This window comes from Xanthomonas sp. DAR 34887 (assembly GCF_041245805.1).
Taxonomy (GTDB): Bacteria; Pseudomonadota; Gammaproteobacteria; order Xanthomonadales; family Xanthomonadaceae; genus Xanthomonas_A; species Xanthomonas_A tesorieronis.
This window is the reverse complement of sequence record NZ_CP162490.1, coordinates 399,706-426,346: the sequence shown is the minus strand read 5'-3', so window position 1 is coordinate 426,346 and position 26,641 is coordinate 399,706. Positions and strand designations below refer to the sequence as shown.

Below are 26,641 nucleotides of genomic sequence, written 5' to 3'. Positions count from 1 at the left end.
CAGCATGCCGCCACGCCCGGCGGCTGCGCAGCGCCGCGCTCAGATCAGCCCGCCGCCCAGGCTCAGCCGAATCACCCCGACCACGATCACCAGGCCGTTGAGGATCAGCCCGGTCTTGGCGCGGCCGCGGTTCGGGGCCGACGTGAACAGCAGGCCGATCGCGGCGATGATCGCGCCGACCGCGGCGAACGGGATCACGAACCAGTTGCCCCAGCCCAGCAGCGGGATGAAGGCCAGGATCATCCACAGCAACGCCACGATGCCCCACAACAGACTGATCAAGCCCATGCCGCTGCCCTTCGCTGATGGCCAGTGCGCACCATAGCGCGCGCCCCTGGCGGCGCAAGCCAACTCTTGGCACGGGACTCACGGCGGGCATGCCACGGTGGCGGCGATGGCGGGTGCGCCGCGGTTCACCGGGGGGGCCTATCATCGCGTCGTGTACCGATTCCCGGGGGTGATGCCATGAATGTCCGACCGCTGTTGCCGCTGGCGCTGCTGTGCGCGCTGGCCGGCTGCGCCAGTTCCTCCAAGGTGATGGTCGGCGCGCCGCGTCCGCCGATCGACCCGGCCTTGGTGCAGATCTATTCGACCCCGCCGCTCGGCGCGGTCGACATCGCCCAGCTCGAATCCTCCAGCGCCGCCGGCTTCGGCACCCAGGGCCAGACCGATGCGGCGATGGCGCGGCTCAAGCGCGACGCCGCCAAGCTCGGCGCCAACGGCGTGGTGTTGATGGGCGTGGCCTCGCAGCGCTCGGGCGGCGGCGTGTCGGTGGGCGCAGGCAGCTACGGCGGCCACGTCGGCGGCGGCCTGGGCATCGGCATTCCGACCACGCAGAAACGCGCCGCCGGCATGGCGATCTGGGTGCCGCCGGGGGCGCAGGTGCCGGCAGCGCCGCCGCCGCAACAAGCGTCGCCGCAGCAGGAGCGCTGAGGCCTTGAAGGGATGCACCCGGCCGGATCCGCCCTTCAGGCGCCGGTCGCCCGACGATCGGCCGGCCGGGAGAGGATGCGTGCCCTCGCTTTCCCAACTCAAGCGTCCGGTTTTACCGTCCCCAGGGTGAAGGAAGCGCCCCTAGGCGCGGAAGACCAGCGCCTGAGATCCCCTTGGTAAGCCGACTGCGTAACCGCCGCAGCGGCGCGACGTCGCTACGGCCCCATCACTTCCGCTGCGCCGGCAGGAAAACTTCGTCCACCGCGGTCGCCAGCTGATCCGGCGGCAGCAGGCCCTGGTCGAGCAGGAAGTTGTTGAACTTGAGCCGGTCGAACTTCGTGCCCAACGCCAGTTCCGTGCGCATGCGCAGTTCCATGATGCGGCTGTAGCCATAGAAGTAGCTGCCGGCCTGGCCGGGCGCGCGCATCATGTAGCGGTCCAGTTCCTGCCGCGCCATCGCCGGCGACAGGCCGACGTCGTTCTCCAGCACCAGGCGCGCGCGTTCGCGGTCGGTCAGGCCCAGATTGAGCATCGGGTCGAGCATGGCGCGCGCGGCGCGCAGCAGGCGGAACTGCAGCGCGATCAGCTGCCCGTCCAGCGGCTCGTACGGCACCATTTCGGCCTCGGCATACAGCGCCCAGCCCTCGACGTTGACCGAATTGAACGCGAACATGCTGCGCGCCAGCGACACGCCGCGCTCGACCATCGCGGTGAACTGCAGTTCGTGGCCGGGCCGGCCCTCGTGCGCGCTCAGCGTCCACGCCGCCGAGCCGAAGTTGAAGTCGTCGTAGTGCTCGCCCTTGCCGGTGGTGTCCGGGTTGCCCAGCGGCAGCACGAAGGTGCCCTGCTCGCCGGTATTGCCGACCAGCGGCGCCGGACGGAAATGCGGCGCCGGCTGCGCCGCGCTCTCGGCCGCCGAACCCAGCCGCATCTGCATCGGCCGCTGCGGCACATCGACGATGCGCTGCTGGCGGATGATCGGATCGATCTGCGCGATGACGTCGCGGTAATGGGTTTCCAACTGATCGTTGGCGATGGTGTCGCGCTTGAGCGCGCGGATCACCGCACGGTAGTCGCTGGGATTGTCGACCTTCAGGCCCTTGGCCTTGGCCACCAGCGGCGCCAATTGCTGCATGGCCGCGCGGGTCTCCATGAATTCCAGCTGCGCGCGCTGCATCAACAGTTGCGGCGCGATGTCGATGCCGACCTGCTTGAGCTGGAAGGCATACAGTTCCGGCGGCAGGCGCGCGTCCTCGCGCGCCTTCGGCAGCACCACCTTGCGCGTCCATGCGGCGTAGTCCTTGAACTGCTTGTCCATCGCCGCCAGCGCCGGGTCGGCGCCGTCGATCTTGTAGGTCGCGAACAGTTCGCGGATGCCCTTGGCATAGGTATCCACGTTGCTCAAGGCCTGCTCGACCTCGCGCCGGGTCGGCGGCAGCAGCGCGCCGTCGGCCAGCTTTTCCTCGTAGCGCTGGCGCGCCAGCAGCAGCGAAGAGGTGCTGCCGGGCGCCAGGCCGACGTAGCGCTGCAACCGGTCCAGCGCCTTGGCCCGGCGCGCCGCCGGCACCTGTTCGGACAGCAGATTGTTGAGTCCGCCGAATACCATCTGCGGCGCATCCTGCCAGGGCAGCAGCAGGCGTTCGTTCAACGCGCTGCCTTCGACCGCCTGGTCGGCGGCATGGATCATGATCGCCAGGTCCTGGCGCACGTTGGGATCGCGCTCGACCTCCAGCTTCTCCTGCAGCGCGCGCCGGGCCTTGCCGATCGCATCGCGATAACGGCGGGCATTGTCCGGCCCCAGGTCGGCGACCTTGTCGTCATACCCTGGCACGCCGAAGAAGCTCACTTCCTCCGGTTGGAACGGCGCCTGCGCCTGCAGCAGGATCTGCGCGAAATCGTTGCTGCGCTGCACCCAGGCCGGGCCGGCGGTCTTGGCCGAGGCGGCAGCCGGCGCGGCCTGCGCGAGGACAGGCAGTGGCGCGACCAGGGCCAGCGCGATGGCGAGGACGAGTGGCTTCATCGGTGGATCTCCAGCGGGACGATGCGGCGACCGTACGCGGCGCGCGCGCAACCGGCAAGCTGCCGGAGGTCATGGCCGTGGCGCGTGGCCGGCGATCGCTCGCGAAACGGGAGCGGCCAGGGCCGCGACCGAAGCGCGCGACGGCCGCCGCAGGCGCACGACGCGTATACCCGGCCGCGCGATCTGCGATCTGCGGTCGGCAGGACGGCAGGACGGCAGGACGGCAGGACGGCGACAGTGCGATGCGCGCCATCCATCCTGGCCACGCAACGCAGCGCCCTCGACGGATCTGACCAGGCGGCTCGCGCCGTGGCCGCCTACCGGCTTACTGCGTGCTATCCGCCGCGACCGGCGCAGAGGGATCCCCGTCGGCCTGCACGTCGCTGGCGGCATCCGCGTCGGGATCGGACTCGGCATCGGTTTCGCCGACATCCTCGTTGTCCGGCGCGACACCGTCGAGCAACGAGATCGCCTCGCCTGCATCGGGCAGCACTTTCAGCGTCGTGTACTGCCATTCGCCGGCATGGCGCTCGGCCTCGATGTACAAGGTGCCGTTGCCGCGCGAGCCGTGCAGCGACACGCTGAGATTGGCGCTGCCGGTGCCATTGCTGGTGGAAATGCTGCCGCTGGGCATGATGCCGTCCTCGATCGGCTCACCGAGCGCGGCGACGACCCGCTGATCGACCTTCGCTCCGGCTACCCCGATCCGGTACGGCTCGGACGACTTAGTGACGCGTGCGATGCCCAACACGAACACGGCGATCGAGGCCAGCAGCATCGCACCGAGCAGCAGCGCCACTAGCGGCACCGCCCATTTCCAGTGGCGCGCCCACCAGCCCTTGCGCATCACGGCCGGCGGCGCGGCGGCCGGGTCGGGCGGGGGCAAACCGGGAAGCGGCGGCGGCAGCGGCGTAGACATGCGGAACTCCTTTTCGGCGAAAGACGGTGTGGGGTCGATCAGGGCTTCAGGCAACGCGCCAGAAACGCTTCGGTGGTGCGGTAGCGGTGCAGCGCATTGCTGCCGGACAGGCCGTGCTTGGCGCCGGGATAGGTCATCAGCTCGAACAGCTTGCCGCGTTTTTGCAACTCGCTCATCAGCGCGGTGGAATTGGTGAACAGCACGTTGTCGTCGGCCATGCCGTGGATCAGCAGCAGCGGCGAAGTCAGCCCATCCAGATGCGCGGCCACGCGACCGTCGCGATAGCCGTCCGGATTGGCCGCGGGCAGGTTCATGTAGCGCTCGGTGTAGTGGCTGTCGTACAGCCCCCAATCGGTCACCGGCGCGCCGGCCACGCCGCAGGCATAGGCTTCGCTGTGCTTGGCCAGCAGCATCAGGGTCATGTAGCCGCCGTTGGACCAGCCGTACACGCCGATGCGCGCGGCATCCACCCACGGCTGCGCCTTCAGCCAGGCCACGCCGCGCAGTTGGTCGTCCACTTCCACCGTGCCCTGGCGCTGGTACAGCGCACCGCCGAAGTCGCGGCCGCGGCGCGGCGTGCCGCGGTTGTCGACCGAGAACACGACGTAGCCGTGCTGGGCCAGGTACTGGTCGAACAGCGCGTCGCCGCGCGCCGGCCAGCCGTCGAGCACGGTCTGCGCGGCGGGGCCGCCGTAGACGTAGACCACCACCGGATAGCGCTTGGCCGGATCGAAGCCGGCCGGCTTGGTCAGCCGGTAGTGCAGCGGCGTCTTGCCGTCGGCCGCGGTCAGGGTGCCGAACTCGAGCGGCCGCTGCGCGTCGCGGTAGCGGGCATAGGGATGCTGCGGATCGGACAGATCGTTGACCAGCAACGTGGCGATCTTTTTGCCATTGGCGCGGAACAACTCGATCTGCGGCGGGGTGGTGGTGTTGGACCAGCTGTCGACGTAGACGCTGGCGTTCTTGGCGAAGCTGGCCGCGTGGGTGCCGTTGGGCCTGGACAGTTTCTCGATCGCGCCGCCGGCCAGCGGCACGGCGTAGAGCTGGGTCTGGGTCGGCGACTCCTTGGTCGCGGAGAAGTAGACCTTGCCGGCGCCCTCGTCCACCGCCAGCAGCGCGTCCACGATCCACTCGCCCTGGGTCAGCGGAGCCAGTTTGCGACCGTCTTCCGAGGCCAGGTAAAGGTGTTCGTAGCCGCTGCGCTCCGAGCCCCAGATGAAGCGCCCGTCCTTGAGGAAACGAAGGTCGTGGTTGAGCGGCACCCAGGTCTTGCTGGTCTCGGTGACCAGCACGCGCTGCTTGCCGCCGGCCAGGGTCGTCTCGATCAGTTCGAGTTTTTTCTGGTCGCGCGACTGGCGCTGGAAGGTCAGCCGCTGCGCATCGCGCCAGTCCACCCGCGCCAGGTAGATGTCCGGGTTCCTGCCCAGGTCGATCCACTGCGGCTGCGCGCCGGCGCGCGGCGCGATCGTGCCCAGCTGGATCCTGACGTTGGGCTGCCCGGCCTGCGGATAGCGCTGCTCGATCACCTCGGTGTGGTCGGCATACACCTCCGGGCGCTTCTGCACCGGCACGCCGGATTCGTCGATGCGCGCGAAGGCGATCGCCGAATCGTCCGGCGCCCACCAGTAGCCGGTGTGGCGGTCCATTTCCTCGTCGGCGACGAACTCGGCCACGCCGTTGCCGATGGTGTCGCTACCGTCGCGGGTCAGCTGATGCTGCTGTCCGCTGGCCAGGTCGATCACCCACAGGTTGCGCGCACGCACGAAGCTGACGTAGCCGCCCTTGGGCGAGATCTTCGGGTCGGTGGCGAAGCCCTCGCCATCGGTCAGCTTGCGCACCGCCGCGCTGCCGGTCTTGCGCAGGTCGTACAGATACAGTTCGCCGCCGAGCGGGAACAGCAGCGCCTGCGCGTCCGGCGCCCACTGGTAATCGACGATGCCGGCATAGGCGGAAATGCGCTGGCGCTCGCGCCGCGCCTTCTCCTCGTCGCTCAGCGTCTCGGTGCCGGGCAGCACCACCTTCGAGTCCACCAGCAAACGGGTCTGGCCGCTGGCGATGTCGTATTCCCACAGGTCCAGCTGGTTGCGGTCGCTGTCCTTGCCGCGCAGGAAGGTCACCCGCGAACCGTCGGGCGCGACCTGCGGCTTCATCAAGGTGGGCCCCGACAGCGGCTTGCTGCCGGTGATGGCTTCCAGGGTCAGTTTTTCGGCGTGCGCGGGAACGAGGGGCGTGGCGAGCATGAGGGCGAGAGCGGCGAACACGGAGCGCATGAAGGTTCCTGGCATGGCACTGAGCGCGCAAGGATGCGCGCGTACCGGCGGGTTGAGAAGCGCGACGCGGACCGCTCAGCGCTTGCCGAACAGGTGCTTGCGTTCGGCGTCGCTGAGCGGCTTGCCGGCGTTGGGGTTGACCTGCTGCTTCAGCGCATAGGCGCGCTGCGTGGCCGGGCGTGCGCCGATCGCTTCGTGCCAGCGCTTGAGGTGCGGGAACGCGGCGTAGTCGGGGGTGAGCCCGTTGTACACCTCGATCCACGGATAGCTGGCCATGTCGGCGATGCCGTACTCGGCGCCGGCCAGGTATTCGCTGTGCGCCAGGCGCTTGTCGAGCACGCCGTGCAGGCGCCGCACCTCGGCGTTGTAGCGGTCGATCGCGTAGCCGATCTTCTCCGGCGCATAGACATTGAAATGGCCCATCTGCCCGGTCATCGGGCCGAGCCCGGCCATCTGCCAGAACAGCCACTCCAGCGCGACGATGCGCCCGCGCGGATCGGCCGGCAGGAAGCGCCCGGTCTTCTCGGCCAGGTACAGCAGGATCGCGCCGGACTCGAACACGCTCTGCGGCGCGCCGCCGTCGGCCGGCGCATGGTCCACGATCGCCGGCATCTTGTTGTTCGGCGAGATCGCCAGGAACTCCGGCGCGAACTGCTCGCCGGCGCCGATATTGACCGGTTTGATGGTGTAGTCCAGGCCGGCTTCCTCGAGCAACAACGTGACCTTGTGGCCATTGGGCGTGGGCCAGTAGTACAGATCGATCATGGCGGCGGTCCGGAAACGGGGCGTCCAGTGTAGCCGCGCCGCGCGCTTGGCAGCATCACGGCGGGCCAGTACCCTGCGCCTTCCTGCAACGCAGCATTCGATCCCACGCCATGAGCCCTCCGCGCCCGACGCCCCGCCTGAATCCGCTGTCCAGCCTGATCTTCGCCTCGCGCTGGCTGCAGCTGCCGCTGTACCTGGGCCTGATCGTGGCCCAGGGCGTGTACGTGTTCCTGTTCGGCAAGGAGCTGTGGCACCTGATCCACGAAGCGCCGAGCCTGGGCGAGCAGCAGATCATGCTGATCGTGCTCGGCCTGATCGACGTGGTGATGATCTCCAACCTGCTGGTGATGGTGATCGTCGGCGGCTACGAGACCTTCGTCTCGCGGCTGGGCCTGGAGGGCCATCCGGACCAGCCGGAGTGGCTGAGCCACGTCAACGCCAGCGTGCTCAAGGTGAAACTGGCGCTGTCGATCATCGGCATCTCCTCGATCCACCTGCTCAAGACCTTCATCGCGGTCGGCGCGCTCGGCGGCATGCCGATGTGCTCGCCGGACCAGCTGGCCAGCGCCGTGGGCACGGTGGACCTGAAGAGTTGCGCGACGCTGACGCCCACCGGCGTGCTGTGGCAGACCATCATCCACGGCATCTTCATCCTGTCGGCGATCGGCATCGCCTGGACCGACCGGTTGATGGCCGCGCCGGCGAAACCGGCGCACTGACCGCGCGTGCACGCGCTCACGCTTTTGCGGCCGCCGCCACGCGGCGTCAAGCACGCAGCGGGAGCGGATGCTAGATTGGCAGGTGGGGTGCGCTGGCAGGGACGGGGGAGCCGGACCGGCTGCGCGGGAGAACCACCGCTGCGTATTCATGGCCATCACCGGGGATTAGGGGGAAGCATGTTGCAGGTAACGACATTCGCGAAGGCGCGCCGCATGGCGCCGGTACTGCTGCTGGCCGCGCTGGCCGCCTGCTCCAAGCAGGAAGACGCCGCGCCGGGCGCTGCGCCGGCGGCCAAGCCCGCGGCCACCGCGCCGGCCGCGCCGGCGGTCTCGGCCAAGGTGCAGTCGATGGGCACCGAGCAGCTGCACGCATCGGCCAGCCAGGCGCTGCGCGAGAACCGCATGTACGCGCCGGCCGGCAACAACGCGGTCGAGTACTACCTGGCGTTGCGCGACAAGCAGCCGGACGACGCCGGGGTCAAGAGCGCGCTGACCGACCTGATGCCGTACACGCTGATCGCCGCCGAGCAGAGCATCAACCGCGAGGACTTCCCGGAAGCGCAGCGGCTGGTCGCGCTGATCGAGAAGATCGACAGCCAGGCGCCGGCCTTGCCGCGGCTGAAGCTGGGCGTGAGCAACGGCATGCAGGCCGCGGCCCAGCGCAGCCAGGAAGAGACCGACAAGGTCAAGAAGGAGGCCGAACAGAAGACCAAGCTGTTGGCCGAGCAGCAGAAGCAGGCGCAGCAGCAGGCCAGCGAGGCGCAGGCCGCGCAGCAGATCGCCGCGCAACAGGAAGCCGCGCGCCGCGAGAGCGCACGCCAGGAAGCCGAGCGCCAGGCCGCCGCGACGCGCAGCGCGCCGACACCGGCCCCGACCCCGGCAGCGGCGCAGCCGGCGGCCACGCCCCCGCCGGCCGCCGCCGCAGCCAGCACCCAATCGCTGCGCGCGATCAGCACCCCGGCACCGCGCTACCCGCCCGAAGCGCTGCGCTCGGGCACCGCCGGCGAAGTGCTGGTGGAGATCACCGTCGGCACCGACGGCTCGGTCACCAACGCCCGCGTCCTGCGCGCCACTCCGGCACGGGTGTTCGACCGCGAGGCGCTGAACGCGACCAAGCGCTGGCGCTTCGAACCGGTCAGCGCGCCGGTGACGACGCGGCGCACCTTGGCGTTCAACCCCGGCGGCTGATCTGCGCGTCGGCCGCGGCAGCACCACCCGGCGCGAGCCGGGCGCTTGCCGCCGCGCCGCAGGTGCCGTGCCGTCGCCGGATCGTCCGCGACGGCGTCGCCGTCAACGGCCGCTGGAGAAGCGGCCTGCGCGCCAGGCGCGCCACGTCACCACGGCGCCGACCACGGCGCAGACCAGCACCCCCGGCAACGAGGCCTCCGGCCCGAACGCGCCACCGGTCAACCATTCCGGGGCGCCGGCGCGTGCGCTGCTGTGCGCGATCGCAGGGCCCATCGCGGTACCGGAGACGGCCGCGCCGAACGCATAGCCCTGGGTGAAGTTCCAGGCGGCATGCACGCCGATCGACATCCAGATGCGTCCGGTCAGGACATAGAAGGCGCCGAGCATGATCCCGGCCTCCAACGCGATGCAGACGGCGGCGAACACCGTCGCGTTCGGATTGCCGATGTGGGCGAAGCCGAACAGCGCGGCGGATGCGGCGAACGCCACCCAGGGACCGAACGCCCTCCACAACAGACGCAGCACGATGGCGCGCAGCATCAGCTCTTCGACCACGCCCGCCTGCAAGGCCTTGCCGACCGCGCTCCACGCCGGGGCCGGACCCGCGAAGCGGATCGTGTAGAGGTCGCACGCCACCATGATGCCCATGACCGCGGCGAACATCGCCGCACCCAGCGGCAGGCCGACCGCCAGCTGCGGCAGCATCGGCCGCATCGCGATCTCGGAAGGCCGGCGGTCTTCGCCCAGGCGCACCGCCAGCGCGTAGAGACACAGGGCGACCACGACCGACGCAAGATGCGGCGCCAATTGCATCGGACCCGGCGTCGTCCCCGGCCACCAGGCACGCAGAAGCTGCGCCGCCGATTCGGACGAGACGACCACCAGCAGGAACAGCACGATCATCCAGGCGATCGCCCTGAGCCAGCGCAGCCGTCCGGAGTGCAGGATGCGGCATTCGCCGAGTTCGATCAGGCGTGTGCGGAACGCGACGGTCGCGGCGGATGCGCTGGCGTGGCGAGGAAGCGGATCGGAGCGCATAGGGTCCTTGATCGGAGCTGGTGCATGGATGAAACGGCGGGGGACGGCGCTGCCCATCTTGCTCCGATCAGCGGCGACGTCGGCAGCGAAGGCTAGCGCATTGCGCGCAAGACGGCGGGCGGCGACTTAGGGGCACTTCTAATAACCCCCAAAGCATGTCGATGTACTTGCAAGACACCGATACGCCCAGCCCGCAGGTTCCGGCATCGAGACGTTCGAGATGCCATGGAGTGGCAAAGGCACACTGGCGATAGACGCGGTGGCGTTGCGGCCGCGTTTTTCATGGACGCCTTGGCATCACGGCCACTTCGTCCTCCTGTCGCGGCTGAAGCCGCTTGTGTCTGGAAGTTGGTCTACAGTTTGAGTGGAGAGCGATGTGCGGCACGCCGACAGGCCGCAGTGTTCGAGCACGTGTAGGAGCCAGGGCGGCCGCACATCGACCTCGTTGCCTAGCCCGAACAGTTGAACGAGCGCTCGCTCGAACTTCACAAGCGTGGGCAGCCACGAGGCAGCTCTCTCCTGCCCCTCAGTCTACCTAACGCTTATGCCTCTTTGGATTGGTCTGGATGTGGCCAAGGACACCTTGGCCGTTCACGTGCTTCCCCTGAACCAGTTGCTGTCCTTTCCCAATACCGCCCAGGGCCACCAGCGCCTGTGTGACCAGCTTGCCGGGCAGTGCGTCGGCAACGTGCTGCTGGAGGCCACCGGCGGCTACGAACGAGCGGTCATGAACGCCCTGGCCACGGCAGGCTTCCCGGTGACCCGGATCAATCCGCGCCGCGCGCGCGCGTTCGCCACGGCCTTGGGCACCATTGCCAAGACCGATCCGCTGGATGCGGCCTTGCTCGCGCGCATGGCCCAGCTGGTGCAAGCGCCCGCGCCGCCTTCCGATCCCTGCGCGAGCAACTGCGCATGCTGGTCCAGCGCCGCGAACAACTGGTCCAGCAGCGCGACGACGAGCGCCGTCGGTTGCATCAGGCGACCCTGGCCGTCGTGCGTGAGTGTCTGATCCAACAGATCGGCGACTTGCGTCGCCGTCTCCAGCGGATGAACCAGGCGATCAAGCAGGTGCAGCACCAGCTCGACGATGCACTGGCGCGCTCGCTGAGCGCGGTCCCTGGCATCGGCGAGGTCACCACGGCCAGCCTGATCGCCTACCTGCCCGAGTTGGGCACCCTGGACCGCCGCCAGATCGCGGCTCTGGTCGGCGTGGCGCCCTACAACGTGGACAGCGGCAAGCACCGTGGCAAACGCCGCATCCGCGGCGGGCGGGCCCCGATCCGACGGGTGCTCTACATGGCCTGTTGGAGCGGCGTGCGCACCCAAGCCTCCTTCAAGGAGCGCTATCACCAGCTACGGGCACGCGGCAAGCCCGCCAAGGTGGCCATCACCGCGTGCATGCGCGTGCTGCTGATCCGCCTCAACGCCATGGCGCGTGATCGCACACCATGGCAAGAGGCAACCGGGTGAGAAGACAGTTGCTCCTACACATGCGCGCCGTGCTTGTAGGAGCGGCTTCAGCCGCGACAGAAAAAAGGAACACGCCATCGCCTCGCGCAGCGGGCAGCTTCCGGAATGGAGTTATTAGACGTGCCCTTAGGCCGCCCCGCGGCGACCGTCCCGGCGCGGCCGCCGGACCCGCTGTCATCGCGCCCGGCCCCGCGCCTGCCCTACCCGGAGATCGCCAGGCGCTCCTGCCGGTAGCGGCGCACCGCGGCCAGCCACAGCACCGCCGCCAGGCCGAACCCGGCGGCCAGGTACACCGCCCAGATCTGCAGGTCGATCGGTTCGCGGCGGATGATCTTCAGCAGCATCTGGTTCTGCGCCAGGAACGGCACCGCGAACTGCCACAACGTGGTCTTCAGCGGATACACCATCAACGCATAGCCGGGCAGCATCGGCAGCAGCATCAGCCAGGTCATGTGGCTCTGCGCTTCCTTCATGCTCTTGGCCGCCGCGGCCAGCAGGGTCAGCAGCGAGGTGCCGATGAACAGCATAGGCAGCAGCACGAACAGCATCTGCAACATCGCCACGAAGCTGACGTTGAGCTGGCGGCCGACGCCGCTGGCGACCTGCGCGCTGAGCTTGAACGCAAGCAACGTCAGCAGCAGCGAGGCCAGCCCGACCACGCAGGCGGCGGCGATCTTGCCGCTGACGATGGCGCCGCGCGAGGCCGGTGTGGCCAGCAGCGGCTCCAGCGATTGCCGCTCGCGTTCGCCGGCGGTGGCGTCGAGGATCAGGTAGGCGCCGCCGATGAACGAGGTGATGCTCAGCAGGACCGGCAGCAGCATCGCCAGCAGCACGCCGCGCTTGGCCTCGGCCGTGGCCAGGTCCTGGATGGCCATGTCCAGCGGCCGCGCCACCTGCGCATCGACGCCGCGCGCCAACAACCGCAGCGCACCGACCTGCTGGCTGTACAGGCTCAGCGCCGTCTGCACGCGCGTGGTCGGGATGTCGGCATCGCGGCGGGTGCTGTCCTTGACGATCTCCACCAGCGCCGGCCGCCCCTCGCGCCAGGCATTGGCGTAGTCCTCGTCGATCTTCAGCGCCAGGTCCACGTCCTGGCTGCGGATCGCCGCGGTCAGGTCCTTGGGCGGCGCGACCGCGTTGAGCCCTTGCGCGGCGAGGAACGCGACCAGGTTCGGCGCGCGCTCGCGGCCGATCACCGGAATGTCCAGCGGCTTGTCGATCTGCGTGCGCACCCGGCTCTCGGCCAGCGCGCCCATGCCCAGGATCAGCGCCGGGTACAGCAGCGGGCCCAGCAGCAGCGCCAGCGCCAGGGTCCGGCGGTCGCGCCCGAGGTCGCGCAATTCCTTGCGCATCACGGTGAAAACGGTGCGGAACAGGCTCATGCGTGTAGTCCCTCGTCGCTGCCGATCGCCTTGACGAAGGCGTCTTCCAGATTGTCTTCGCCGGTCAGCGCGCGCAGTTCGTCGGCCGTGCCGGCGGCCACCACCGTGCCCTTGGCGACGATGACGATGCGATCGCACAGCGCCGCCACCTCCTGCATGATGTGGCTGGAGAAGATCACGCAACGCCCTTCGGCGCGCAGTCCGCGCAGGAAGCCGCGCATCGCGCGGGTGGTCATCACGTCCAGGCCGTTGGTGGGTTCGTCGAGGATCACGTTGCGCGGATCGTGGACCAGCGCGCGCGCGATCGCGGTCTTGGTGCGCTGGCCCTGGCTGAAGCCCTCGGTCTGGCGGTCGAGGATGTCGTCCATGTCCAGCGCCGCCGACAGCAGCCGCGTGCGCTCGGCGATGCGCGCCGCCGACAGCCCGTGCAGTTCGCCGAAGTAGGCGATGTTCTCGCGCGCGGTCAGGCGCTTGTACACGCCGCGCGCGTCGGGCAGCACGCCCAGCGCGCGGCGCACCGCCAGCGGATCGGCACCCACGTCGATGCCGTCCACGCGCACCTGGCCCTGGTCGGGCGCCATCAGCGTGTACAGCATGCGCAAGGTGGTGGTCTTGCCGGCGCCGTTGGGACCGAGCAGGCCGGTGATCTGGCCGTCGGCGGCGGCGAAGCTGACCCCTTGCACCGCCTGCACGGTGCCGGCCTTGGTCTTGAACGCCTTGTGCAGATTGTCGGCGACGATCATGCGCACTCTCCCCTGCGAAACGCTGCGCGGCTCATGGTTCCCATCCGTTGAATGAAGTGAAGGCCGGCACGCCGCTCATCGCGTCCAGGCAGGTGGCATCGAGCTGCTTGGCATCGGCGTTCTCGAAGAACTGGCTCAGCAGCTTGGGCATGCAGCCCAGGGTCATGGTGCCGTGGCCCTGGCCGCGCACCACCAGGTGGCGGCCATTGGGCAGGCCCTGCAGCACGCGCGCGGCGTAGCGCGGCGGGGTCACCGGATCCAGCTCGCCGGAGGTCAGCAGCACCGGCAGTTCGGACTTGAACGGCGCGGTGAAACCGGCCGGACGCGTCCCGGTCGGCCATGCCGGACAGGCGGCGAAGAACATCTGCGCCACCTCCGGGCCGAGCAGGGTCTCGCCACCGGCGGCAGGCGGGTGGTAACGGTCGGCATCCTCGGCGCAGATCACCGACCACTGCATGCCGCGATTCATCTGCCCGTCCAGTTGCTTGCCCATCATCTTCGCCAGCGACATCAGCGGCGCATAGCGTTCGTGCGCGGCTTCGTCCAGCACCAGCGGCAACAACGACGCGGTCTGCGGCGCATACGAGAACGAGAACGCCAGGCTGGTGACGGTGTCGGCGGTCACCCGGTCGTGCTTGCTCTCGCCGCTGGCCGGGTCGCGGTAGTCCACGTCCGCCGGCGCCTGCCGCAGCCGTTCCACCACCGTGCGCAGCTGCGCGCGGGTGTCGGTGGGGAAGCGCTTGGCGCAGGCCGGGGTGGCCTTGCACTGCTCCGATTGCAGCTTGATCGCATCTTCGAAGGTGGTGGCGAATTCGCCGCCGACCACCAGGTCGTTCGGCGCCACGCCGTCGATCACCACGCTGCGGGTGTGCGCCGCATAGCGCGCCGCGTACTGCTGGGCGACGCGGGTGCCGTAGGAACCGCCGATCAGGTTGATCTTGTCCGTGCCGAGCGCGGCGCGCACGGTGTCCAGGTCGGCGACGGCCTGGGTGGTGGTGTAGTAGCGCGGGTCGGCGCGGCCCTGCAGCGACTGCGCGCAACGCCGCGCGTAATCGAGCAACTCGCTGGCGGTGGGCGCGCGCGCAGGATCGGCCAACTGCATTTCCTTGCCGTCCGCGCCCAGGCAGGTCAGCGGATTGGACTGGCCGGTGCCGCGCTGGTCGATCAGGAACACGTCGCGGCGCTTGCGCGTTTCGCGCAAGGCCATGTCGACGATGCTGGCCACCTCGGTCGCCGCCTGGCCCGGGCCGCCGGCGAGGAAGAACACCGGATCCGGGTCGGTGCCGCCCTGTCCGGTGACCGGCAACCAGGCGATGTTGAGCTCGATCCTGCGCCCTCCAGGCACCGCCGGATTTTCCGGCAGCGGCATGCGCGTGCATTGCGCCTCGACGTTGTTGGACGCGACCGGACTGGTCAACGTGCACGGATGGAAATGCAGCGTGCCGTAGCTGCGCCCCGCATTCTGCGGTGCCGGTCCGTGTCCGCCTTGGCAGGCGGCGAGCAGCAAGGTCGCCGCGACGACGGCGAGCGGTCTGCATGGGTGTCGCATGGTTCGCATCCTTGAGTTCATGGCTTGCAGGATGCCATGCCGGAGCATGGCGTCGTAGGTGACCGATGGCAGGTCGGAAGGACTACTCTGAATCGTCGAACAGGAACACCTGCTCGATGCTGTGCGCGAACAGCCGCGCAATACGGAACGCCAGCGGCAGGCTCGGATCGTACTTGCCGGTTTCCAGCGCATTGATGGTCTGCCGCGACACGCCCAGCCGCTCGCCCAGCTCGCCCTGCGACCAGCCGCGGGCCTCGCGCAGTTCGCGGATGCGGCTGTTCATAGGTAGCGGCGCGCGTTCGCGACCTTGACCACCCCATAGGTCATGCACAGCGCGGGAAACACCCACAGCATCGCGCTCGAGGCCGACAGCGCGATGACCTGCGCCGCCTGCAGGAACCCGGCGGCCATGTAGACGCCGCAGGTCAGCCCGGCGGCGATGGCGATGGACTCCAGCTCGATGCGCCGCTGCAGTTCGTCGGAGTCGCGCACGAAGCGCGCCACCGCCCGGATCACCAGCGCCAGCAGTACGGCCGGCAGCAGTGCGACCAACGTCCGCAGCCACAGCGCGTCGACATCGTCGAGTAGGCGCCTCCAGAACAGCATCACGACCACGTAGGCGCCCATCGGCGGCAGGAACTCGCGGTAGTAGCGTCGCGCCAGCGCCCGCGGCGCGCTGTCGCGCAAACTGCCCCGCGACCACCACAGCAGCAGCGCCATGAACAGGCCGGCGATACCGACGCCCATGCACAGTCCACGCAGATAGTCGCTGCGGCCGAACGGCAGCGAGGCCGCCGCCGCAAGCAGCGCCAGACTCACGCACAGCACTGCGATCGCGTTGCGCCTGCAGTTGACCATCCCATGCCCCCAATGTCAGTCCCACCCGATCCGGCGCCCGTTCCGCTGCGCCCCATGTCGTGCTGACTTTTCCCCTGTCAAGCACGCTTGACAGGAGAATGCGCGTCGCGGGAACGCCTGTCAAGCGTCCTTTACAGACGAGTCCAAAACATCGACAAACCGACGCGGCTAGCCCCTCTCCCACCGGGAGAGGGGTTGGGGTGAGGGTAAGGGCGCGAAGCGCACTCGCCGCTTCGAGAGCACGCGGCTTCGCCCGCGACGCACCTTCGACAGGAACTTCCCGCGAGGCGATCGTGGCTGAAGCCGCTCCGACGAGACCGGCGCCGACGGCGATCGCTACTTGCTGCTGACGTACTTCTCGCGGCGGATGTGCGGCACCGGCAGACCCGCCTCTTTCAGCGCCTCGAAGCAGGCATCGACCATGTTCGGATTGCCGCACAGGTAGGCGATATCGCCATCGGCCTGCGGCGCGAACTCGCCCAGGAACTGCTGCACGTAGCCGTGACGCACGTCGGCATGCGGCGCCTCCGGCAGTTCGCGCGAGAAACACGGGACGAAGCGGAACCCCGGATGCGCGTCGGCGAAGGCGCGGAACTCGTCGCCGTACAGCAGCTCGGCCGGCGTGCGCGCGCCGAGCAGCAACACCACTTCCACGCCGCGCTCGGCCATCGCCGCTTCCAGCAGCGGCAACATCGAACGGTACGGGGTGACGCCGGTGCCGGTGGCGATCAGCAGGTAGCGGCGGTTGCTGTCGCCCTGGTTCAGGCAGAAGCGGCCGTACGGACCGCTGGCGCAGACCTGGCCGCCGATCTCCAGGCCTTCGAACAGCGCCGTGGCCGCGCCGCCGGCGACGAAGCTGACCGCGATCTCGACCGTCGCATCGGCCGGCTGCGCCGGATCGTGGCGGGTGGCCAGCGAATAGCTGCGCTTGGTCGCCATGCCATCGGCGTAGTGGAAGTGCACCTGCACGAACTGGCCGGGTACGAACGGCAGCGGTTGGCCGTCGTCGCGGACGAAGCGGTAGTGGCCGACGGCCGGGGCCAGCATGTGGCGGTCGACCAGTTTCAACGGGAATTGGGCAGGCACGCGGATGCAACAGTCTATGGCCGGGGCCGAGCCCACGAGGTCTTCTATAATAGCGGCTGCATTTCTCCTGCGCCGTCAACAGGGCGCGAAAGGGTCCGCCTTGAATATCGCCTCCCCGCTCTCCTCCCCGGTGCCCGCGCTGCGCGTGCGCGAGCTGCGCAAGACCTACGACAACGGCGTGCAGGCGCTGCATGGCGTGTCGCTGGACGTGCTGCCCGGCGATTTCTTCGCCCTGCTCGGCCCCAACGGCGCCGGCAAGTCCACCTTGATCGGCATCATCAGCTCGCTGGTCAACCTCAGCGCCGGCCAGGTCGAGGTGTTCGGCACCGACCTGACCGCCCAGCGCAGCGCGGCGATGCGCCTGCTCGGCCTGGTGCCGCAGGAGATCAACTTCAACCTGTTCGAGAAGCCTTTCGACATCCTGGTCAACTACGCCGGCTTCTACGGCGTGCCGCGCGCGGAGGCCGAGCGCCAGGCCGAAGTGGAACTCAAGCGCGCGCACCTGTGGGAGAAGGCGCAGGTGATGAGCCGCACCCTGTCCGGCGGCATGAAGCGGCGGCTGATGATCGCCCGCGCGATGATGACCCAGCCGCGCCTGCTGATCCTGGACGAACCCACCGCCGGCGTGGACATCGAGATCCGCCGCGACATGTGGCGCGTGCTGCGCGAGATCAACGCCGCCGGCACCACCATCATCCTGACCACGCACTACCTGGAGGAAGCGGAGAGCCTGTGCCGCAACCTGGCGATCATCGACCGCGGCCGCATCGTCGAACAGGGCCCGATGCGCGAACTGCTGGCCAAGCTCGACGTGGAAGGCTTCCTGCTCGACATCGACGGCGAGTTGCCGCCGCAGCTGCCGGCGATCGAGGGCACCACCCTGCTCGCGCAGGACGCGCACACCCTGGACCTGGACATGCCGCGGGCGATGGACCTCAACCGCGTGTTCGCCGCGCTCGGCGCCGCCGGCATCCGCGTGCGCTCGATGCGCACCAAGAGCAACCGCCTGGAAGAGCTGTTCGTGCGCCTCACCGGAGACAACCGGGACGGCGCAAGCGGCCCGGCCTCGGCCCCGGGCTCGCCGAAGCAGCCGCCCGCCGCCGCCTGACCCCTATTCGCTGGACACCAATGAACACCACCACCAAACCGCAATCCGTTCTTCCCGAGACCACGCCGGCCCAGCGCAACTGGGTCGCGCTGGGCACCGTGGTGCGCCGCGAGGTCAAGCGCATCCTGCGCATCTGGGGCCAGACCCTGGTGCCGCCGGCGATCACCATGACCCTGTATTTCCTGATCTTCGGCGGGCTGATCGGCTCGCGCGTTGGCGACATGGGCGGCTACAGCTACATGCAGTTCATCGTCCCCGGGCTGGTGATGATGAGCGTGATCCAGAACAGCTACGGCAACATCAGCTCCAGCTTCTTCGGCGCCAAGTTCGGGCGCCACGTCGAGGAACTGCTGGTCAGCCCGATGCCGAACTGGGTGATCCTGTGGGGTTACGTGGCTGGCGCGGTGCTGCGCGGCCTGATGGTCGGCGTGCTGGTGCTGATCATCGCCATGTTCTTCACCCCGGTACGCATCCCGCACCCGCTGGTGACGCTGACCACGGTGCTGCTGGGCGCGACGATCTTCTCGCTGGCCGGTTTCATCAACGCCGTGTACGCGAAGAAGTTCGACGACGTGGCGATCGTGCCGACCTTCATCCTGACCCCGCTGACCTACCTGGGCGGCGTGTTCTATTCGGTGAAGCTGCTGCCCGGCTGGGCCGAGGCCGCGACCCACGCCAACCCGATCTTCTACATGGTCAACGCCTTCCGCTACGGCCTGCTCGGCAGCAGCGACGTCCCGGTCTGGGTGGCCTACGCGCTGATGCTGGGTTTCGTCGCGGTGCTCAGCGCGCTGGCGCTGTGGTTGCTGCGGCGTGGGGTGGGGTTGCGCAGCTGATCGGAGCGCTGCTCTGACGTGTGCAGCCCGCATGCAGCGGGCTGCACATCAAGATCCAAGACAAGTCCTGCCTCGCAAGCAGCGAGACGGCTGGCGGCGGGAGCCGCTTGAACGCGCTCGGCGCAAGGCATCGCCGGCGTCGGCAAAACATCCGCTGGTGCCGGAGGCGCAGTTGCAATGCCCACGCTCCCTCGTAGCGACCTCGTGGCGGCCGTAGCGTGCGTCCGACAACGCTCCATTTCCTTAGCGCCAATGCCGCGCTAGCGGCGGCCCTATGCTCGCTGGCCGATACGACGTTGGCATTTAGGCCCGCCGCGTCGCAGGCGGCGGCGAGCGGTGATGCACATGGCAATCGCCCTTTTGGCAGACCGCTAAATTTTGGGATATTTATCCCTATTATTACGCAAGATTTATCCAGCCGATCTCGGTGAATCCGGCTTGGATTCCCTATTCATAAAAAATAAAAACCGGCCGGCTGTTTTGTTTAGTCAAGAACTCGCGACGTCGAACGCGACGCGCTTTTAAATCGACTCTGCATCCCGGCATCCCGGAATCAGCACAGAGTGAATCAATTCATAGAACGGTGCGCCTAGAGTTTGACTCAGTTCCGGGATATGCATTCCACAATGTGTCAAAACATTAACGCTAGTTTTCTTGTTCCGGCAATTTGTTGACGCTAAAGTGGCGCCGTCCGAGATACATTTGTCAGCCGATGTCAAATGCGGGCCAAGGATCAGTTTCATAATCTGTGCACTTTTCACGTATGCAACCCACACGCCTACACGCGCCGCGCGGACGTAAGTGTGCTGCCGGTCCAGTGGGCGCCAGAGCCAAGGAGAGGATTCAATGAAGAACCAACGCAGGCATATTCGTTTCGGCCGTAAGCAGCTCGGCCAGGGCATGACCGAGTACATCATCATCGTGGCCCTGATCGCGATCGCCGCCATCGGCGTGTTTACCTTCTTCGGCGGCACCGTCCGCAGCCAGGTCGCCGGCATGGCGCAGGAGCTGTCTGGCAAGCAGGACGCTAGCCAGATGATCAACCGCGCCGGTACCAACGCCGGCAAGGCGCAGAGTCAGGCCGACAAGGACAAGGGCATGGCCGCGTACAACGGCAACAAGTAAGGCCTTCGCCACCATCTGCCCGGCCGGGCAGATGGTGGCCTGTCGTCGTCACCGCCGTGGGCACGCCTCGGCGTTTTTTCAAACACCTCTAAATGGACCCAGCCGAGCTGAACGCATCCATGGCGTTCTTCGCACGGCGTTTTTCCGGAAGGACACCAGATGGGGATCATCGCCGCCGCCGATCCGTCTACCAGGGGCGTTACGCCACGGCTGGGACGCGTCCGTTCCGACATGTCGGGGCAGTCGATGCCGATGGTGCTGGCATTCTTGATGGTGCTGTGCGTCGGCCTGTTGGTGACCTTCAACACCGGACAGGTCGTCGGCAAGAAGGTGGAAATCACCAATGCCGCCGATGCCGCTGCGTACAGCATTGCGGTCGAGCAGGCACGCGCGCGCAACTTCGCCGCTTACTTGAACCGCGGACGCGTCGCCAACGAAGTGGCGATCGCGCAAACGGTCAGTCTGAATTCGTGGCTGACCATGGTGCACTCCACCTCCGTGCATTTCGGGGAATTCACCAAGGTCGCCGAAACCTTGTTGTTCTGGGTGCCCGGCCTGGGCGAGGTGCTGATCGCACTCGACCGCGCCATGACCGCGATCAACAAGGCGCTGAAGGTCTTCCGGCAAGGCTTCATGGAAGTGGCGAACGGCGAAATCCGCGTACTGGACCAGGTGCTGGATCACCCGTATGCGCTCGCGGCGGACGCGGCGGTCGGCACGCTCGCTTCGGAAGCCAACGTCTTCCTCCTCGCCAACAAGGTGGTCAAGGACAACGCACCGGATGCGGAGCTGACCCTGGTCGGCAAGGGCGTGCTGGCCAAGAACGTGGTCTCGGCGGGCAACCAGCTGGAACGCTACAGCCCCGGCCAGCGTAAAGGCCTGACCAGCACCAATCCCGGCGGCGAGCGCTACCGCAACGTGGTCATGGCATCGCGCGACACCTTTACGCGAGCCCGCGACGGCACGGCCTTCGGGGTGTTCAACAACAACGGCGGCACGGACATGGTCGAATACGATCGCTGGTCGGCCGTGGATGCATTTCAGTTCAAGCTGCCGCTTCCCTGGCCGCTCGACGACGTCAAGATTCCGCTCGGCTGGGGCGGCACCCAGGCCGTCGATGGCCGCAAGCCGAATTTCTTCGGCGGGATGAATAACGGGCGTGGATGGAAATCGCCGTACGACAACCGGACCTACAAGGCCTACAACGGCACCAAGCGCAGCGACATCGCCGGCCGGTTCATCGAAGCCGATCCAGCCGTCAGGGAGGACTTCAAGCGCGACAAGGCCTTCTTCAACGGCTACCGCTATGGCATCAGCCCGCAGTATCACGATGTCAAGAGCACCTATTCGCAGACCCCCGAAGGCGCCAATGCCGGGCCGATCTACACGGTCGAGGTGGGTACCAAGATCGAAAAGGCGCGCACCAGTTCCACGCTGAAGATCGGGCGTGGCCGCATGGAACTGAAGGACGAGGCGCGCGGAAACCAGTTGCGCGCGATGGCCAGCGCGCAGGTCTATTTCAACCGCCCTTATGAACTGGCCGCCTTCCGGCGTTCGGTCTGGGGCAAAGGCGACGGGAAATTCGAAAAGGGCAGTTTGTTCAGTCCGTATTGGCAGGCCCGCCTGGTGCAGACGCCAGTGGCGGATCGCACTCTTTTGGTGGCCGCTCCATGATGTTGTTCGAACAAAGATTCCGCGTCCTGGCCGCAGGCTGCGTTGCGTTGCTTGCCTTCACCGGCGGCTGCCATTCGCGCGATGCAGCCGAAGGCGGCCTGACGGACGCCTCGGCATCCGACGACGGCGCCAAGTCACTGCCCGCGCTGCATGTCGTTCTGGCCTGGGAATCGCGCCTGGGCGGCGAGAACATGGAGCGCAAGAACTATCACGCCAAGATGGACGCCTGCAGCGGCTCCGGCATGCCGATGCGCGCGCTATCGCCGCAGGAAGAAGCCAAGCTGGGGACCGGCGAAGTCGAGATCATGATCGACGCGCGGCGCCAGTTCGCGCATCAGGTCAGCTGGACGCTTGGCGCCGATGGCGAAGACGGGCGAAGCGCCTGCCTCGCCAAGCTTGAGCAACACGAGGACCACGACGCGATCGAAGACGCGACCGGCATGTACCAGGCGATCGACAGCGGCGCACGTTCCCAGGAACGCCAGGACGTACAGGGCACCGGCTGGAAGCTCATGGGCGAGGGCCAGATCAAGGGCCAGCCGTGCACACGCTGGCAAAACGGTCAGCAGGAGGTCTGCATGTGGTCCGGCGGCATGAAGTGGGGGTTCGGCGAGGCGCCGGCCGACGTGGCGGGTTGCACGGTGGACAGCGCGGGCAGCTACCTGAATTCCATTCCGCTGGAAGCCAAGCCGCTGCAAGGCGGGAATGGCTGCCTGCTGCAGGTCAAGTCGTTCAGCCTCGGCAAGGGGCTGCTTCCCGAGGACCCCGCCGGCGAGGTGACGGGCAAGGAGCAGGCAGGATGAAAACGATGTCCGTTGCGTCGCCGCGCAGCATGCGCGGGCAAGGCATGGTGGAACTGGCCGTTTGCGCCGCCGTGCTGGTCCCGCTCTTTCTGCTGATCCCGGTCGTGGCCAAGCTCGGGCACGGCAAGCAGATGGCAATGCAGGCCGCGCGCAATGCCGCCTGGGAAGCCACGGTAGCCAACAACTACCAGCCGCCCAGCCGGGGCGCATTGCAGAGCAAGGCGCTCGACCGCAATTTCGCCGATGCCGATGCGCCGATCAAATCGGCCACCTCCGGCAACAGCAGCGGTGCGTTCGGCGACCAGATGCTCAATACGTTTTCGAACAGGAAGTTGCTGGAAAAGAACGACCTGTCGATCACGCGGACCGCCAACGCCAATTCACCCGGCTACGTCGACGAAGCGGCGACGCTGTTGCCGAAAAATTATTTCGACAATGCCTTCCCGCCCAATCGGAAGGGCTACGTCAGCGCAGAAGTATCGCTGAACTACCGCGACCTGAAGACCGCCGATGGCCGGCCGGCGCATTTCCTGGAGCCGCTGGACAGCCTCAACCTGGTCGACAAACGCCACCAGACCCTGCTGGCGGATGCCTGGAATGCGTCCGGCCCACGCAGCGGACCGCGCAGCGTGGTCAGCACCGTGAAGCCGTTGGCGCCGCTGTCGTATTTCGAAGGGCTGGACGGCATCTTCGACACCCTGAAGGTGCTGGAGCCGATCATGCCGATGGTGGGATCGCTCGGCGATCTGGAAATCGGCACGATCGAGCCGGATGTCGTCCCCGCGGACAAGCTGGCCAATTACCCGGTCAAGCAATGAGCGGGCGACCTTCCAGCCGCCTGCTCGCGCAGATGGTGGGCCCGGTCCTGTTGGGGCTCGCCGCCCACCCTGCACGCGCTGCGGATTGGCCGGATGTGCCTGTGCCGGATCAGGCCTCCGGCGAGATCGTGTCCGAGCACATGGTCTACAACGGCGTTTCGATGCGCGCCAGCCGTTTCACCGTGGCCGCACCGCCGCGTCAGGTGGAACAGTTCTATCGACAGGAATGGGGCAAGGGGGTCGTGGCCACTCCCATGGGCAACAAGACCGTGCTCGGCCACATGGAAGCAGGCGGCTATTACGTCACTGTCGAATTGAGCGGAGACGCCACCAGCACGCGCGGCCAGATCGGCGTCATGCAGCTGCCGAAGAAAGACCTGCCGGCGGACGGCGTCGGCAAGGGCTTCGGACGGCTGCCGGATACGCAGGTCGCCGAAGACATCGTCTACATGGACACGCCGCGCCATGTCAGGACCTTGAGCATGCTCAACCGCTATACGCCGCTGCAGAATCAGCAGTACTACACCCGCTACTTCGCAGCGCAAGGCTACGTGCGGGATGGCTCCTCGTCGGCCTGCGCGGCGACCAGTCCGCATTGCGTCGGCCGCTTCATCCGCCAGGAAGACCGCGTGACGGTGACGTCCAGCCGCGGCAAGACCGGCACCGTGGTCGTGGCGGTGGTCGAATGATCCGCGCCGCCATGCCCCGCAAGCGCACCCAACGCGGTCAATCCACGATCGAATACACCGTGGTGGTGATGGCGCTGGTGATCGTGTTGATCGCCAACCCGAACGTGATCACCGACGTGGTCACCGCCCTGAAAGACCTCTATGCCGCCTTTGTCTACGCCATCTCGGCGTCCGACATCCTGGTGGGTTGACCTCCATTCCCTCGCCACGGCCTGCCTCGACGGCAACTCTTCATGCAGAAACCAAAACTCAGCAAGAACGTCCTGTTCATCCTGATCGCCGTGGTGATGGCGGCTTTCGCCGCCTTCATCGCAGTGAGCTACATCCGCAACACCGTCGCCGAGCGCACCCAGGACACGCGGCCCATGGTCGAGGTGGCCGTGCCGGTGAATGACCTGCCGCAGGGCGCGATCCTGCAGGGCAGCGATCTGGCATCGCGGCCGATTCCTGCCGAATTCGCGCCTGCCGATGCGGTCACGCCGGAAAACCACGGCCAGTACGAAGGCCGCATGCTGCGCGCTCCGGCCCGTGGCGGCGCACCGCTGAGCGCCAGCGCGCTGGTGCCCTTGTACGAACAGTTCTCCCGGCTGATTCCCAAGGGCAAGGTCGCCTACACGATGAGCGTGGACGAGAACAACTCGATCTCCGGCATGATCGCCCCGGGCGACCTCATCGACATCTTCTTCGTGAAGGATGCCTCCACCAGCGGCGCCCCCGGTTCGGGCAGCGGCGCCCAGGTATTTCCGCTGCTGCAGAAGATCAAGGTCCTGGCCGCCGGCAGCCGGATCGGCGATGTGCCGACGCCGAAGGAGGGAGAGGAGTCGAACGAATCGGCCGGATTCTCCAGCGTCACCCTGGAACTGGACCAGTACCAGGCCAAGCAGTTGGCCATGGCCTCGAAGGTGGGCGCAGTGCGTGTACTGCTGCGCGAACTTCAGGACACCTCGCCCGGCGCGGCGACAGGCATGAGCGAGAGTCAATTACTGCGATCGCTGGGATCGGGCGATCCGGAAAGCACCGGCACCGGAAGCAGCCGCGTTGAGTTCATCATTGGCGGAAAGGGTTGAGCATGAGGCAAGCAACAGGACGTAGCGGAAACAAGGCAGGTAGATCGGCGGCGTGGCTGGCCGGCCTCCTGTTGGCGGGAATTGGAGGCCTCAATGCGTCGGCCCAGCAGGCCGCCACACCAGCCACGGCAAAGACCGCGCATCCTGCAGCGGCACCCGCCGCCGGCGCACCGTCGGACGAGGCGGCGGCCGAACAGGCGCGGTTGATCGCGCAAGGTCGCCAGGTCGACCAGCTCAAGCGTGCGGCCGAATCGCAGATCCAGGAACTGGGAGCGGGTACAGCCTCGGGCGGCGTCGCCCTGGCTGGCGACAAGAAGCCGTCCGTGGCGCCGCCGTTGCAGCCTGCCCAAACCGTCTATGCGGGCGAGGCCGTGGTTCGCCGCGTGCACGGCGCCCTGCGCCGCATCGCGGTCGGCGATGGCGAAGTGCTCAGCGTGTTCTCGGTCGGCAAGTCCGAACTGGTCATGATCGGCACCAAACCCGGCGACACCAATGTGCATCTGTGGATGGCGGACGGCAGCCAGCGCGACGTCAGCGTGACGGTGACGGGCGGCAAGTCGGAAGGCGTGGCCGAGACCGTGCGCGAGCTGCTGGGCAATACGCCTGGGGTCACCGTGCGGGCGATCGGCTCCAATGTCGTCATCTCGGGCAACGACATCGATGCGGCCACCACCGCAAAGATCCAGGCATTGCAGAAGCTCTATCCGCAGGTCCTGAACTTTGCCGGCGCCGATCCGGTCGGCATGCGGCCGATGATCCAGATGGACGTTTCCATCATGGAGTTCAACAAGAACGCGGTGGAAGACCTGGGTATCCGTTGGGACACCACGATCGACGGTCCGATCGGCGGATTGATCCGCGATGTCACCAGCAACGGCTACTTCCGCGTGCTTCCCGAGAACAACCAGACGTTTCAGGACGTCAAGGACACATTGCCCACCAAGCTGCCCGGACCGCAGGGCTACTTCGGCATCGCCACCACCATCGGCTCGCAGATCAACCTGCTGATGAGCCGTGGCAAGGCGTGGGTGCTGGCCCAGCCGAAACTCAGCGCCAAGAGCGGCAGCAGCGCCTCGTTCCTGGTCGGCGGCGAAGTGCCGATCGTGGTGCCGTCGGTGCTAGGGCAGACCCAGATCGAATACAAGGAATACGGCATCCGCCTCAACATCAACCCGACGGTCAACTCTTCCAATCAGGTGAACACCTCGATCATGGCGGAGGTCAGCAGGATCGATCCTTCGGTGTCGGTGCAGGGCGTGCCGGGCTTCCTGACGCGGCGTGCCGAGACCGAAATCAACGTCAACGCCGGCCAGACCATCGTCATCTCCGGCCTGCTCGACCGCGAGGCCTCCAAAGCCGTGGACAAGCTGCCGATCCTCGGCGACATCCCGATCCTGGGCAAGCTGTTCCGCTCCGACGGGTTTCGCGGCAACAAGACCGAACTGGTGATCTTCGTGACCCCGCGCATCGTCAGTCCGACCTCGCCGGAGAATCTGCAGGACCTGCAGCGCGGCGACGCGATGGAAAAGGGCCTGCAGGACGAGATCAGCCCCAGGCAGGAAAAGTTGATCAAGTAATCCA

At 67.4% G+C, this 26,641-nt stretch carries 27 protein-coding genes; 15 read left to right on the top strand and 12 right to left on the bottom strand.

The window, feature by feature from the left end:
• Nucleotides 1–39: 39 nt before the first annotated feature.
• The gene (locus tag AB3X08_RS01920) at nt 40–288 is read right to left on the bottom strand and encodes a hypothetical protein (protein WP_369935863.1); all 249 of its coding nucleotides are present in this window, start codon (nt 286–288) and stop codon (nt 40–42) included.
• A gap of 177 nt (nt 289–465) precedes the next feature.
• On the opposite strand from AB3X08_RS01920, the gene AB3X08_RS01915 reads away from it, so the two are divergent.
• Nucleotides 466–933: a hypothetical protein gene (locus tag AB3X08_RS01915; RefSeq protein WP_369935862.1), complete on the top strand. Its 468-nt coding sequence runs from the start codon at nt 466–468 to the stop codon at nt 931–933.
• 226 nt (nt 934–1,159) lie between these two features.
• Here the strand turns inward: AB3X08_RS01915 and AB3X08_RS01910 are convergent, their stop codons facing one another.
• From AB3X08_RS01910 to AB3X08_RS01895, 4 genes are all read right to left on the bottom strand, one after another.
• Entirely contained in the window at nt 1,160–2,953 is a 1,794-nt protein-coding gene (locus AB3X08_RS01910) for a DUF885 domain-containing protein (RefSeq protein WP_369935861.1), read from the bottom strand.
• Nucleotides 2,954–3,278: 325 nt separating this feature from the next.
• On the bottom strand, nt 3,279–3,872 hold the full coding sequence (locus AB3X08_RS01905) for a cytochrome c oxidase assembly factor Coa1 family protein (protein WP_369938385.1): 594 nt from the start codon (nt 3,870–3,872) through the stop codon (nt 3,279–3,281).
• 38 nt (nt 3,873–3,910) lie between these two features.
• Nucleotides 3,911–6,142, bottom strand: a complete 2,232-nt coding sequence (locus AB3X08_RS01900; protein ID WP_369935860.1) for a S9 family peptidase — start codon at nt 6,140–6,142, stop codon at nt 3,911–3,913.
• A 75-nt stretch (nt 6,143–6,217) separates the two neighbouring features.
• Nucleotides 6,218–6,907: a glutathione binding-like protein gene (locus AB3X08_RS01895; RefSeq protein WP_369935858.1), complete on the bottom strand. Its 690-nt coding sequence runs from the start codon at nt 6,905–6,907 to the stop codon at nt 6,218–6,220.
• A gap of 110 nt (nt 6,908–7,017) precedes the next feature.
• On the opposite strand from AB3X08_RS01895, the gene AB3X08_RS01890 reads away from it, so the two are divergent.
• Nucleotides 7,018–7,626, top strand: coding sequence for a TIGR00645 family protein (locus tag AB3X08_RS01890; protein WP_369935856.1), 609 nt, complete (start codon nt 7,018–7,020; stop codon nt 7,624–7,626).
• Between the two features lie 177 nt (nt 7,627–7,803).
• The gene (locus AB3X08_RS01885; protein ID WP_369935855.1) at nt 7,804–8,814 is read left to right on the top strand and encodes an energy transducer TonB; all 1,011 of its coding nucleotides are present in this window, start codon (nt 7,804–7,806) and stop codon (nt 8,812–8,814) included.
• Nucleotides 8,815–8,916: 102 nt separating this feature from the next.
• Here the strand turns inward: AB3X08_RS01885 and AB3X08_RS01880 are convergent, their stop codons facing one another.
• Entirely contained in the window at nt 8,917–9,852 is a 936-nt protein-coding gene (locus AB3X08_RS01880; protein WP_369935853.1) for a CPBP family intramembrane glutamic endopeptidase, read from the bottom strand.
• A gap of 568 nt (nt 9,853–10,420) precedes the next feature.
• Here AB3X08_RS01880 and AB3X08_RS01875 point away from each other — a divergent pair.
• Nucleotides 10,421–10,861 carry an IS110 family transposase gene (locus AB3X08_RS01875; protein ID WP_369935852.1) on the top strand — a complete coding sequence of 147 codons (441 nt, stop codon included), beginning with the start codon at nt 10,421–10,423 and terminating at the stop codon, nt 10,859–10,861.
• Nucleotides 10,765–11,322, top strand: coding sequence for a transposase (locus AB3X08_RS01870; protein WP_369934171.1), 558 nt, complete (start codon nt 10,765–10,767; stop codon nt 11,320–11,322). Before AB3X08_RS01875 ends, AB3X08_RS01870 begins: the two co-directional genes overlap by 97 nt.
• Before the next feature lie 200 nt (nt 11,323–11,522).
• Here AB3X08_RS01870 and AB3X08_RS01865 read toward each other — a convergent pair whose 3' ends face one another.
• The 6 genes from AB3X08_RS01865 to AB3X08_RS01840 all read right to left on the bottom strand — a co-directional run bounded on the left by AB3X08_RS01865 (nt 11,523) and on the right by AB3X08_RS01840 (nt 16,901).
• Nucleotides 11,523–12,704 (bottom strand): ABC transporter permease, encoded by a 1,182-nt coding sequence (locus tag AB3X08_RS01865; RefSeq protein ID WP_369935850.1) that lies wholly within the window; start codon nt 12,702–12,704, stop codon nt 11,523–11,525.
• A complete protein-coding gene (locus tag AB3X08_RS01860; RefSeq protein ID WP_369935848.1) occupies nt 12,701–13,447 on the bottom strand; it encodes an ATP-binding cassette domain-containing protein in 747 nt (248 codons plus the stop codon). The genes AB3X08_RS01865 and AB3X08_RS01860 overlap by 4 nt, the downstream gene beginning before the upstream one ends.
• A 31-nt stretch (nt 13,448–13,478) precedes the next feature.
• Nucleotides 13,479–14,996: an alpha/beta hydrolase gene (locus AB3X08_RS01855; RefSeq protein ID WP_369935846.1), complete on the bottom strand. Its 1,518-nt coding sequence runs from the start codon at nt 14,994–14,996 to the stop codon at nt 13,479–13,481.
• 82 nt (nt 14,997–15,078) lie between these two features.
• Nucleotides 15,079–15,279, bottom strand: coding sequence for a helix-turn-helix transcriptional regulator (locus AB3X08_RS01850; protein WP_003472309.1), 201 nt, complete (start codon nt 15,277–15,279; stop codon nt 15,079–15,081).
• Nucleotides 15,276–15,854 carry a hypothetical protein gene (locus tag AB3X08_RS01845; protein ID WP_369935844.1) on the bottom strand — a complete coding sequence of 193 codons (579 nt, stop codon included), beginning with the start codon at nt 15,852–15,854 and terminating at the stop codon, nt 15,276–15,278. The genes AB3X08_RS01850 and AB3X08_RS01845 overlap by 4 nt, the downstream gene beginning before the upstream one ends.
• 336 nt (nt 15,855–16,190) lie before the next feature.
• Nucleotides 16,191–16,901, bottom strand: a complete 711-nt coding sequence (locus AB3X08_RS01840; RefSeq protein WP_369938383.1) for an FAD-binding oxidoreductase — start codon at nt 16,899–16,901, stop codon at nt 16,191–16,193.
• Nucleotides 16,902–17,040: 139 nt separating this feature from the next.
• Between AB3X08_RS01840 and AB3X08_RS01835 the strand changes: the two genes are divergently transcribed.
• The 10 genes from AB3X08_RS01835 to AB3X08_RS01790 all read left to right on the top strand — a co-directional run bounded on the left by AB3X08_RS01835 (nt 17,041) and on the right by AB3X08_RS01790 (nt 26,637).
• Nucleotides 17,041–18,048 (top strand): ABC transporter ATP-binding protein, encoded by a 1,008-nt coding sequence (locus AB3X08_RS01835; protein WP_369935843.1) that lies wholly within the window; start codon nt 17,041–17,043, stop codon nt 18,046–18,048.
• Between the two features lie 20 nt (nt 18,049–18,068).
• Entirely contained in the window at nt 18,069–18,884 is an 816-nt protein-coding gene (locus AB3X08_RS01830) for an ABC transporter permease (protein WP_369935841.1), read from the top strand.
• Nucleotides 18,885–19,730: 846 nt separating this feature from the next.
• Nucleotides 19,731–20,009, top strand: coding sequence for a pilus assembly protein (locus tag AB3X08_RS01825; protein WP_184413945.1), 279 nt, complete (start codon nt 19,731–19,733; stop codon nt 20,007–20,009).
• Nucleotides 20,010–20,168: 159 nt separating this feature from the next.
• Nucleotides 20,169–21,683, top strand: coding sequence for a pilus assembly protein TadG-related protein (locus AB3X08_RS01820; protein ID WP_369935839.1), 1,515 nt, complete (start codon nt 20,169–20,171; stop codon nt 21,681–21,683).
• Complete coding sequence (locus AB3X08_RS01815) at nt 21,680–22,486, top strand: hypothetical protein (RefSeq protein WP_369935837.1); 807 nt, start codon at nt 21,680–21,682, stop codon at nt 22,484–22,486. Before AB3X08_RS01820 ends, AB3X08_RS01815 begins: the two co-directional genes overlap by 4 nt.
• A 5-nt stretch (nt 22,487–22,491) precedes the next feature.
• Nucleotides 22,492–23,304 carry a TadE family protein gene (locus AB3X08_RS01810; protein ID WP_369935835.1) on the top strand — a complete coding sequence of 271 codons (813 nt, stop codon included), beginning with the start codon at nt 22,492–22,494 and terminating at the stop codon, nt 23,302–23,304.
• Between the two features lie 95 nt (nt 23,305–23,399).
• Nucleotides 23,400–23,993, top strand: coding sequence for a hypothetical protein (locus AB3X08_RS01805; RefSeq protein WP_369935833.1), 594 nt, complete (start codon nt 23,400–23,402; stop codon nt 23,991–23,993).
• The gene (locus AB3X08_RS01800; protein ID WP_369935832.1) at nt 23,990–24,184 is read left to right on the top strand and encodes a hypothetical protein; all 195 of its coding nucleotides are present in this window, start codon (nt 23,990–23,992) and stop codon (nt 24,182–24,184) included. The genes AB3X08_RS01805 and AB3X08_RS01800 overlap by 4 nt, the downstream gene beginning before the upstream one ends.
• Nucleotides 24,185–24,280: 96 nt before the next feature.
• On the top strand, nt 24,281–25,060 hold the full coding sequence (gene cpaB, locus AB3X08_RS01795; protein ID WP_369935830.1) for a Flp pilus assembly protein CpaB: 780 nt from the start codon (nt 24,281–24,283) through the stop codon (nt 25,058–25,060).
• Nucleotides 25,061–25,062: 2 nt separating this feature from the next.
• Nucleotides 25,063–26,637: a type II and III secretion system protein family protein gene (locus tag AB3X08_RS01790; protein ID WP_369935829.1), complete on the top strand. Its 1,575-nt coding sequence runs from the start codon at nt 25,063–25,065 to the stop codon at nt 26,635–26,637.
• The last annotated feature ends 4 nt before the right edge of the window (nt 26,638–26,641 follow it).

Bases quoted from the DNA above. Each gene is read 5' to 3' on its own strand.
- AB3X08_RS01910 (WP_369935861.1), bottom strand. From the start codon at position 2,953: ATGAAGCCACTCGTCCTCGCCATCGCGCTGGCCCTGGTCGCGCCACTG.
- AB3X08_RS01880 (WP_369935853.1), bottom strand. From the start codon at position 9,852: ATGCGCTCCGATCCGCTTCCTCGCCACGCCAGCGCATCCGCCGCGACC.
- AB3X08_RS01885 (WP_369935855.1), top strand. From the start codon at position 7,804: ATGTTGCAGGTAACGACATTCGCGAAGGCGCGCCGCATGGCGCCGGTA.
- AB3X08_RS01890 (WP_369935856.1), top strand. From the start codon at position 7,018: ATGAGCCCTCCGCGCCCGACGCCCCGCCTGAATCCGCTGTCCAGCCTG.
- AB3X08_RS01850 (WP_003472309.1), bottom strand. From the start codon at position 15,279: ATGAACAGCCGCATCCGCGAACTGCGCGAGGCCCGCGGCTGGTCGCAG.
- AB3X08_RS01845 (WP_369935844.1), bottom strand. From the start codon at position 15,854: ATGGTCAACTGCAGGCGCAACGCGATCGCAGTGCTGTGCGTGAGTCTG.
- AB3X08_RS01905 (WP_369938385.1), bottom strand. From the start codon at position 3,872: ATGTCTACGCCGCTGCCGCCGCCGCTTCCCGGTTTGCCCCCGCCCGAC.
- AB3X08_RS01900 (WP_369935860.1), bottom strand. From the start codon at position 6,142: ATGCGCTCCGTGTTCGCCGCTCTCGCCCTCATGCTCGCCACGCCCCTC.
- AB3X08_RS01790 (WP_369935829.1), top strand. From the start codon at position 25,063: ATGAGGCAAGCAACAGGACGTAGCGGAAACAAGGCAGGTAGATCGGCG.
- AB3X08_RS01865 (WP_369935850.1), bottom strand. From the start codon at position 12,704: ATGAGCCTGTTCCGCACCGTTTTCACCGTGATGCGCAAGGAATTGCGC.
- cpaB (WP_369935830.1), top strand. From the start codon at position 24,281: ATGGCGGCTTTCGCCGCCTTCATCGCAGTGAGCTACATCCGCAACACC.
- AB3X08_RS01860 (WP_369935848.1), bottom strand. From the start codon at position 13,447: ATGATCGTCGCCGACAATCTGCACAAGGCGTTCAAGACCAAGGCCGGC.
- AB3X08_RS01895 (WP_369935858.1), bottom strand. From the start codon at position 6,907: ATGATCGATCTGTACTACTGGCCCACGCCCAATGGCCACAAGGTCACG.
- AB3X08_RS01815 (WP_369935837.1), top strand. From the start codon at position 21,680: ATGATGTTGTTCGAACAAAGATTCCGCGTCCTGGCCGCAGGCTGCGTT.
- AB3X08_RS01800 (WP_369935832.1), top strand. From the start codon at position 23,990: ATGATCCGCGCCGCCATGCCCCGCAAGCGCACCCAACGCGGTCAATCC.
- AB3X08_RS01830 (WP_369935841.1), top strand. From the start codon at position 18,069: ATGAACACCACCACCAAACCGCAATCCGTTCTTCCCGAGACCACGCCG.
- AB3X08_RS01810 (WP_369935835.1), top strand. From the start codon at position 22,492: ATGTCCGTTGCGTCGCCGCGCAGCATGCGCGGGCAAGGCATGGTGGAA.
- AB3X08_RS01855 (WP_369935846.1), bottom strand. From the start codon at position 14,996: ATGCGACACCCATGCAGACCGCTCGCCGTCGTCGCGGCGACCTTGCTG.
- AB3X08_RS01820 (WP_369935839.1), top strand. From the start codon at position 20,169: ATGGGGATCATCGCCGCCGCCGATCCGTCTACCAGGGGCGTTACGCCA.
- AB3X08_RS01915 (WP_369935862.1), top strand. From the start codon at position 466: ATGAATGTCCGACCGCTGTTGCCGCTGGCGCTGCTGTGCGCGCTGGCC.
- AB3X08_RS01825 (WP_184413945.1), top strand. From the start codon at position 19,731: ATGAAGAACCAACGCAGGCATATTCGTTTCGGCCGTAAGCAGCTCGGC.
- AB3X08_RS01920 (WP_369935863.1), bottom strand. From the start codon at position 288: ATGGGCTTGATCAGTCTGTTGTGGGGCATCGTGGCGTTGCTGTGGATG.
- AB3X08_RS01870 (WP_369934171.1), top strand. From the start codon at position 10,765: ATGCTGGTCCAGCGCCGCGAACAACTGGTCCAGCAGCGCGACGACGAG.
- AB3X08_RS01840 (WP_369938383.1), bottom strand. From the start codon at position 16,901: ATGCTGGCCCCGGCCGTCGGCCACTACCGCTTCGTCCGCGACGACGGC.